We start from the raw sequence: 8,409 nt of genomic DNA, 5'->3' as shown, positions 1-8,409 counted from the left end.
CAGATAAATTATGACAAACGGAAAATTCGCAAGAAAAATTGTTTTAAGTCTGTGTCTTATAACTTTGTTTTGCTTGGGGAAATTGGAGTCGCAAGAACTGAACGTTATTGCAGACGAGCATGTGAAAACGGTATGGAAATTAGCCATAACATCCGGGCAAGCGCAAATAGATAAGCAATTGCAAGAGGAACACGAAATAAATCCGGGCGACAGTTTTGATGTAATAGCTTTTTCCGGACGAATATTTATGTTCAAAAACAAAGAGGTATTAAAGGAATTTGAGCAGAGATTTGCAAACGCCGGAGTAAATTTGCAAGACGAGCATAAACGTAAAATAGAAATATCGTCAAGTCTTACGGTAAGCACGCAAGACTTAAAAGAGTTAGCGTTAAACAATAAAGAGCACGCGGTAGTTTTAATAGAGTTTTACAACAAAGCCTTTGAGTTTGAGAAAGTAAAAGATTATAAGATGGATTTAAGAATACCGGCATTTCCGTTAGAAATAGCGCCGTCGTACTTTAGAACAAACAAATATAATTTGTCGGAAAAAGACAAGAAAGCCATAAAAGATTTCGCAGAAGGTTTGAAAACCAGAGAGTATAATACAATAAGAATAGAAGGACACACGGACGCAACGGGCAACGACAGAATAAATATCCCGTTAGCTAAAAACAGAGCCAAAGCGGTTTACAGCGAGCTGATAAAAAACGGCGTGCCAAAAGAGAAACTGACATATAAAGGCTATTCGTCATGGCGCCCTGTAGCCACAAACAAAACGAAAGCCGGAAGAGCAATGAACCGCAGAGCCGAAGTTTTTGTTGAGTAGTTTTTCAAACGAAAAAGTTCAAAGTGCAAAATAGCTACAGAGACAAAACGTTAATTGTAAATTGTAAAAACAATGCCCATTGCCCATGTTTGTCATTGTTTGTCATTCCGGCGAAAGCCGGAATCCACGTTTATAAAAATAAATATTTCCTTACGCACTGAAAGCATGAGTTGTTAAAAGAAATATTCAGTAAAAATAAATTCCAGCTTTCGCTGAAATGACACAACCGCAACATACGATTGCGATACCACGATATTGTTGTTTTTCAATTCGTAATTAAGTAGTCAGATGTTTTTTTTCTTGACAAAAAAATTAAATTTTTATATACTACGTAGGTTGTTACATTGTTCTTTTTACGTTTTATGTCGTTAATCCTTGAAAAATCAAAGGGCCCGTAGCTCAGCCGGTAGAGCACCTCACTTTTAATGAGGTTGTCGTGCGTTCGAGCCGCACCGGGCTCATTTTTTTTGCGGATTTTTTTACATGCCCCCATCGTCTAGGGGTCTAGGACACATGATTTTCAATCATGCGACACGAGTTCAAATCTCGTTGGGGGCGTATTTACGCCTTTGAAGTTTTTGCTTCCTTATACTCCGGCTTACGTGTGTTAAACACGCTACGCCGTCGCAGGCGTCGCAAAAACTCCAAATGCTTTGTAAAAACTTTTGTTAGGCTTACATTTTTTGAATTTATACTTCGCAAAAAGCTGGCGTCGTAGTCACAATATTGTAAAAATATACTATAATAATATAAGTGAAAATCTTTAACCGTTTAAGCCGGGCATTGTCGCCTGACAGGCCTAAACGGTTTTTATATGTGTAGCGCGGTTGTTTGTTAATTTTTAATTCTAAATTCTTAATTATTAATTGCCGTTAAAAAGAGGTTACTATGTCAACATTAGTTGTTTTGGGCACCCAGTGGGGAGATGAAGGTAAAGGTAAAGTAGTTCACTATCTTGCAAAACAGGCAGATTATATTGTGCGCTATCAGGGCGGCAATAACGCGGGGCACACGTTAATATATCAGAACAAACCTTTTGTTCTTCATTTAATTCCGTCGGGAATTTTATTTCCCGGTAAAAAATGTTTAATAGCCAACGGTGTAGTTATTGACCCAAAAGCGTTTAAAGAGGAAGTTGAATTTTTAAAGAAAACAAAAATTTCTTACAAAGGAAATCTTTTTGTAAGCGAACTTGCGCATATAATTCTTCCGTATCACAAAATTATTGACGGATACCTTGAAGAAGGCAACGTAAAAATAGGCACAACAAAACGCGGCATAGGGCCTGCGTATTCCGATAAAGTAAAAAGAATAGGAATAAGAATTGCGGACTATCTTGAAAAAGAAGTGTTTGAAGATTTGCTTGAAAAAAACTTAATAGAAAAAGAGCCCATCTTGAAAAAGGCGGGCGTTAACATAAAAAAATTAAAAACCGAAATTTTAAACGACAGAAAAAAACTGGCGCCTTTTATTAAACCGTTTGTAGTTGATACAAGTTTAATGATTGCCGAAGCCGTAAAGAAAAACAAGAAAATTTTGTTTGAAAGCGCTCAGGGCACGCTTTTAGATTTGGATTTCGGAACGTATCCTTTTGTAACTTCATCCAACCCGATAGCCGGCGGCGTTTGCACAGGCGCAGGCGTTGGACCTTCCGATATAGATTCTGTTTTAGGAGTTGTAAAAGCTTACACAACCCGCGTTGGCGAAGGACCTTTTACCGTAGAACTTTTTGATAAATACGGAGAATTTTTAAGAGAAAAAGGCGGCGAATACGGAGCGACTACCGGCAGACCCCGCCGCTGCGGCTGGTTTGACGCGGTTGTTGTCCGCCACAGCGTGCGCGTAAGCGGAATTAAACATTTAATACTCACAAAACTTGACTGCATGGAAGAGTTGGACGAAATAAAAATTTGCGTAGCGTATAAATACAAAGGCAAAATTTATAAAGAGTTTCCTGCGTCAAGAATTGTGCAGCGCGACGCAAAACCTGTTTACGAAACTTTTCCTGCGTTTAAAGGAAAAATCAGAGGCATAACGGATTTCAAAAAACTTCCAATAAACGCGCAAAAATACGTAAGACGCCTTGAAGAGCTTGTAGGCGCAAAAATAGATTTGATTTCACTCGGAAGAAAAAGAGAAGAGACCATTCCCGTTAACAACGTCAAATGGTTTTAATAACTGCAGAGGTTTAGAAGTTTGGCGGCTTGGAAGTTTAGTCAAGCTTTTGCCAAGCTTTTAAGCCCTCTAAGCTTCCAAACTTCTTATTTTGAGGCATAATGTGAAAGTAAAACTTTTAAAGTTTACGCAGGAACCTGAAAAAACTTGCGCCATAGCGGCAAGGCTTTGTTATAGTTCCGTCGGCATAGACGAAATTTCACAAAAACTTACCAAAGAAAAAATTAAAGATTTGCTTGCAAGAGTTATTTCGTCGGGGCATCATTCCGTTTTGGAACACGCTTCTTTTTCTTTCGGCGTTGAGGGCGTTTCGCGTGCGCTGCTTGCGCAGCTTACTCGTCATAGAGTGGCGTCTTTTAGCGTGCAAAGTCAGCGATACGTTAAGTTTGATAAAGGCGTGGAGTTTGTAATTCCAGACACGGTTAAAAAAGATAAAAACGCGTTAAAAAAGTTTAATGAGTTTTTAAAAAATATAGAAAATTTTTATAAAGAGCTTCTTGACGGCGGTATTCCCGCCGAAGACGCAAGATATATTCTTCCTAACGCCTCGGCAACCAAAATAGTAATTACCATGAACGCAAGAGAGTTGAGACACTTTTTTTCTTTAAGATGCTGCAACAGAGCGCAGTGGGAAATAAGAGATATGGCTTGCCGCATGCTAAATCTTGCGCGCAAAGAAGCTCCGATTCTTTTTTCAGACGCCGGCCCCGACTGCGCGCGCGACGGATGTCGCGAAGACAAACCCTGCGGAAAACCTTGGAAAAGATAAAGTGACGCGAAGCGTCACCCCGTAACCGGTAAAACCGGTTTAATCTATAGATTCTGCAATGGACTTTGTCCCCGCAGAACGACAAACAAAAACATAGCGCGTTGATTTATATTTTACCTATTACTTGTTACCTGTTGTAAGGAGTTTTCGTGCACGAAACGTTCTCATTTTTAATTTCTATAGTTGCAATACTTACCGCTGCGAAAATATTCGGCGAAGTTGCCGTGCGCTGTGGGCAGAGCGCAATTATCGGCGAGCTTATTGCGGGCGTTGTAATAGGTCCGGCGGTTTTGGGTTTTGTAGCGGAAACTGAAATTTTAAAAAATATCGGCGAGCTTGGCGCGATAGTTCTTCTTTTTGAAGCAGGGCTTTCCACCGATATTAAAGAGTTTGTAAAAGCCGGCGGCTGGGCAGCGCTTGTTGCCGTTGCCGGAGTAATTTTTCCTTACCTGTTTGGGTATTTTATATTTTTACATTTTGGCTTAACTAACACGCAGGCAATTTTTGCCGGCGCCGTGCTTACCGCAACTTCCGTAGGGATTACCGCAAGAGTTTTTATGGATTTAAAAAAGATGGACAGCCAAGAATCTAAAATAGTTTTGGGCGCAGCTGTTATTGACGACGTTATAGGTCTTGTGATTTTGGCGGTTGTTTTGCAGCTTGTAAGCGGCGCATCGGTAACTTTCGGCTCTATTGCAAAAGTAACGGGCGTTGCTCTTGCGTTTTTAGCCGCGGCTGTTGGCGTTGGTCTTCTGATAATTCCTGCAATTTTAAAATTTATTTCTAAAATGAAGCAGCCGTATATTGTTTTTCTTGCGGCTTTAGTTTTTTGTTTATTGACGGCGGCGCTTGCTTCCAAAGCAGGGCTTGCCACAATAGTCGGCGCGTTTGCCGCAGGGCTTGTTTTGTCTAACACATCTTATAAAGCGGACATAAAAAGAGAAATTTCTCCGTTGTATGCGTTTTTGGTGCCGGTGTTTTTTGTTCTTATGGGCACGAACGTGGACGTAAAAGTTTTTAATCCTTTTGTTGCGGCAAATATTCCGGTTTTAATTTTAACTGCGGTTCTTTTTGTTGCGGCGTTTGTCGGCAAAGCGCTTTCCGGTTTTGTGGTGTTAAAGAAGAAAATAAATAAATTGCTCGTGGGCACGGCTATGGTTCCGCGAGGGGAAGTCGGTTTAATTTTCGCAGGCATCGGTCTTGCAAATAACGTTTTTGCAAAAACAGAATATAGCGCTTTGGTTGCAGTTGTAATGCTTACCACTTTTGTAACCCCTATAATTTTGAAATACATTATTTCAAAAGATTCAAGAAAAAATAATTTGTAAACTTCCGCTTAAACCTCAATATGTAGTATTTCTCGTCCTAAAACTTCAAACAGGTAGAATTAGAAAAGCAAAGTCAAGCCCTTAAAAAATTTTTATTGACAACTCTATATGTATGTTGTAATATAGGTATCGCCACAACGGGTAGATATCCGATTTTACCTTATATAATCAATATAGTTCACCGGCCGGCGCTTTTTTTACGCTATTTTTGTCGGCTCAAAAACAAGAGGCGTAACATGAAATGTCCTTTTTGCGGAAGCCTGGAAGATCAGGTGCTTGATTCGCGCCCTGTTGAAGATACTTCAGCTATCAGGCGGCGCAGAGAATGTTTGGAATGCAAAAAAAGATACACAACTTTTGAACGTCCTGAAGACGTTGCGCTTACGGTTGTAAAATCCGACAACAGAAGAGAACCGTTTGACAGACAAAAAATTTGGGCGGGAGTTGACCGCGCGTGCCGCAAACGTCCTATAGCGGCGGAAACCATAGATAAAATGGCAAGTTCCATAGAGAACGAACTTATGGACGAATACGTAATGGAAATTCCGTCAAATATTATAGGACAAAAAATTTTAAATAAGCTTTACGACGTAGATTTGGTGGCTTACATTCGTTTTGCGTCGGTGTATAGAAAATTCAGCGATATAGACGATTTTACCGACGAACTTAAAAAACTTAAAAAAGAACATTTAAAAAGTCAGAAGAAAACCGCAAAAACTAAAACGTTATAAAAAATAAAAAACAAAGAAACGGACGGCGACAGGAGGAAGTATGGCAATCAGCAAAAAAGAGGAACTTATCTCGCAAACCCCGGCGGCTTTAGAAAAAAACGCGCTTACGGTTTTGGAAAAGAGATATTTGCAAAAAGACGAAAACGGAAATATTAACGAGACTCCGGAAGATTTGTTTTACAGAGTTGCTGAAAATATATCCCAGGCGGACAAAATATACGATAAAGACGCCGATACGGATTCTTTGGCAAAAGAATTTTACTTGGCAATGTCGTCGTTAGATTTTTTGCCGAACTCTCCTACGCTTATGAACGCGGGAAGACATTTGCAGCAGCTTTCCGCATGCTTTGTTTTGCCAATAGAAGACTCAATGGATTCCATTTTTGAAACGTTAAAAAATACCGCGCTTATACACAAGTCCGGCGGCGGAACCGGTTTTTCTTTTTCAAGGCTTCGCCCGAAATCCGATCAGGTAAAAACTACAAGCGGAGTTTCTTCTGGCCCCGTTTCTTTTATGCAGGTTTTTAATTCCGCAACCGAAGCTATTAAACAGGGCGGAACGCGCCGCGGCGCAAATATGGGAATGCTGCGCGTAGATCATCCGGATATCTTGGAATTTATTTCATGCAAAGACGACACAAAAAATTTGACTAACTTTAATATTTCCGTAGCCGTTACCAAAGAATTTATGGACGCTGTTGAAGACGACGAAGATTACAATCTTTATAATCCGCGCAACGGCGAAGTTGCCGGCAAACTTAACGCGAAAGAAGTTTTCAATAAAATAGTAGATCAGGCGTGGAAAAACGGCGAACCCGGAATAGTTTTTATAGACAGAATGAACGACGGAAATCCTACGCCGGAGGTCGGTTTAATAGAATCTACAAACCCTTGCGGAGAGCAGCCGCTTCTTCCTTACGAGTCTTGCAATTTGGGCTCTATAAATTTAGGGCATTTTGTAAAAGACGGCGACGTTGACTGGGAAAAACTTGAAAAAACCGTCCGGACCGCCGTTCACTTTTTAGACAATGTTATAGACATGAACAACTATCCGATACAGAAAATCGGCGAGACTACGCGTTCTAACCGCAAAATAGGTCTTGGCGTTATGGGCTGGGCGGATTTGCTTATGTATTTAAATATTTCTTACGGTTCGCACGATTCTTTAATGCTTGCGGAAAAACTTATGGGCTTTATTCAAACAAAGTCCCATGAGTTTTCACAAGAGCTTGCGCTAAAACGCGGAGCGTTTCCCAACTTCAAAAAGAGCGTTTATGTTAAAGGCAGTCCTATAAGAAACGCAACCACAACAACTATAGCGCCTACGGGAACTATCGGCATAATAGCTTCTGCTTCCGGCGGAATAGAGCCTATTTTTGCGCTTGTTTACAGAAGAGCAAATTGTTTGGACAACGAAGATATGTTTGTTATAAATCCGTATTTTGAAAAATTTGCAAAAGAGCATGGTTTTTATTCAACGGAACTTATGGACAAAGTTTCAAAAACCGGAAGCGTTCACGGGCTGAAAGAAATTCCGGAAAAATACAGAAAAATTTTTGTGACGGCTCAGGATATTTCTCCCGACGACCACATAAGAATGCAGGCGGCTTTCCAAAAATTTACCGATAACGCCGTGTCAAAAACCGTAAATTTCCAAAATTCCGCAACAAAGGAAGATGTAAAAAAAGTTTACATTCTTTCTTATAAAATGGGCTGCAAAGGCGTAACGGTTTACCGCGACGGAAGCCGCGAAGGCGTGCTTATTACCGGCGAGAAAAAAGAAACCGCTGTTGCCGCGGAAGTTAAAGAGAAAAAACCAAGAACAAGACCCAGAAAAACATCGGGTTTTACTTTCTTAATGCATACGGGCTGCGGTAAAATGTATGTAACTATAAATGAAGATGAAAACGGCGCGTGCGAATTGTTTACCCAGCTTGGAAAATCCGGCGGGTGCACTTCGTCGCAGTCTGAAGCTATAGCAAGACTTATTTCCCTTGCGTTGCGCTCCGGCGTAAATCAGGACGAAATTATCAGCCAGCTTAAAGGAATAAGATGCCCGTCGCCGACGCTTGCCGAAGGCGGAGCAATTCTTTCATGCGCGGACGCCGTTGCAAAAGCTATGGAAGCTTACGCCAAAGAAAAACAGGCGCCGGCGCTTTTTGATAACGCCGTAGTAACTGCCGCAGATCCCTATCCGGAAGCGTCGCCGGAAAAAAAGTCGGCTTATTCTAAAGATTCCAAACAAAATTTTTCAGGCTCATGCCCGCAATGCCCCGAGTGCGGCGAAATGCTGACTTTTGAAGAAGGCTGCCAAAAGTGCAATTCCTGCGGCTATTCAAAATGCTGGTGACAGATGGCAGGTAATAAGTAATAGGTAAAAGGTAAAAAAAAGACGCGCCATGGCGGCAAAGCTTGTTGTGTTGGCGAACGCGCGATAAATAATGAGCGCAGGTCTGTGAGTGTGTGTTTGTAAGTAAGATATTAATCCGAAAGCGAGCCTTCCATGTAAAGTTGTAATACGGAGTGAGCACACAATCCTTAAAGTGCCCGAAGACTGGCGGCAATCCGGAGATTTTTTTA

Annotated in this window: 6 protein-coding genes and 2 tRNA genes; all 8 read left to right on the top strand. The window is 41.0% G+C overall.

Annotated features, from left to right (window positions below; genetic code table 11):
- The first annotated feature begins 10 nt into the window (after window positions 1-10).
- The 8 genes from Epro_RS03400 to Epro_RS03365 all read left to right on the top strand — a co-directional run bounded on the left by Epro_RS03400 (window position 11) and on the right by Epro_RS03365 (window position 8,179).
- Window positions 11-826, top strand: a complete 816-nt coding sequence (locus tag Epro_RS03400) for an OmpA family protein (RefSeq protein WP_052570586.1) — start codon at window positions 11-13, stop codon at window positions 824-826.
- A gap of 388 nt (window positions 827-1,214) precedes the next feature.
- A tRNA-Lys gene (locus Epro_RS03395) sits at window positions 1,215-1,287 on the top strand.
- Between the two features lie 24 nt (window positions 1,288-1,311).
- Window positions 1,312-1,384 (top strand) — tRNA-Glu (locus Epro_RS03390).
- Window positions 1,385-1,714: 330 nt separating this feature from the next.
- On the top strand, window positions 1,715-3,001 hold the full coding sequence (locus Epro_RS03385; RefSeq protein ID WP_052570584.1) for an adenylosuccinate synthase: 1,287 nt from the start codon (window positions 1,715-1,717) through the stop codon (window positions 2,999-3,001).
- 103 nt (window positions 3,002-3,104) lie between these two features.
- Window positions 3,105-3,770: an FAD-dependent thymidylate synthase gene (gene thyX / locus Epro_RS03380; RefSeq protein ID WP_052570582.1), complete on the top strand. Its 666-nt coding sequence runs from the start codon at window positions 3,105-3,107 to the stop codon at window positions 3,768-3,770.
- 149 nt (window positions 3,771-3,919) lie between these two features.
- Window positions 3,920-5,098 carry a cation:proton antiporter gene (locus Epro_RS03375; protein WP_052570580.1) on the top strand — a complete coding sequence of 393 codons (1,179 nt, stop codon included), beginning with the start codon at window positions 3,920-3,922 and terminating at the stop codon, window positions 5,096-5,098.
- A gap of 236 nt (window positions 5,099-5,334) precedes the next feature.
- Entirely contained in the window at window positions 5,335-5,829 is a 495-nt protein-coding gene (gene nrdR, locus Epro_RS03370) for a transcriptional regulator NrdR (protein WP_052570578.1), read from the top strand.
- Window positions 5,830-5,869: 40 nt separating this feature from the next.
- Window positions 5,870-8,179 carry a vitamin B12-dependent ribonucleotide reductase gene (locus Epro_RS03365; protein WP_052570577.1) on the top strand — a complete coding sequence of 770 codons (2,310 nt, stop codon included), beginning with the start codon at window positions 5,870-5,872 and terminating at the stop codon, window positions 8,177-8,179.
- Window positions 8,180-8,409 lie beyond the last annotated feature (230 nt).

Source organism: Endomicrobium proavitum, assembly GCF_001027545.1.
Lineage (GTDB): Bacteria > Elusimicrobiota > Endomicrobiia > Endomicrobiales > Endomicrobiaceae > Endomicrobium > Endomicrobium proavitum.
This window is presented reverse-complemented; position numbering and strand designations above follow the sequence as displayed.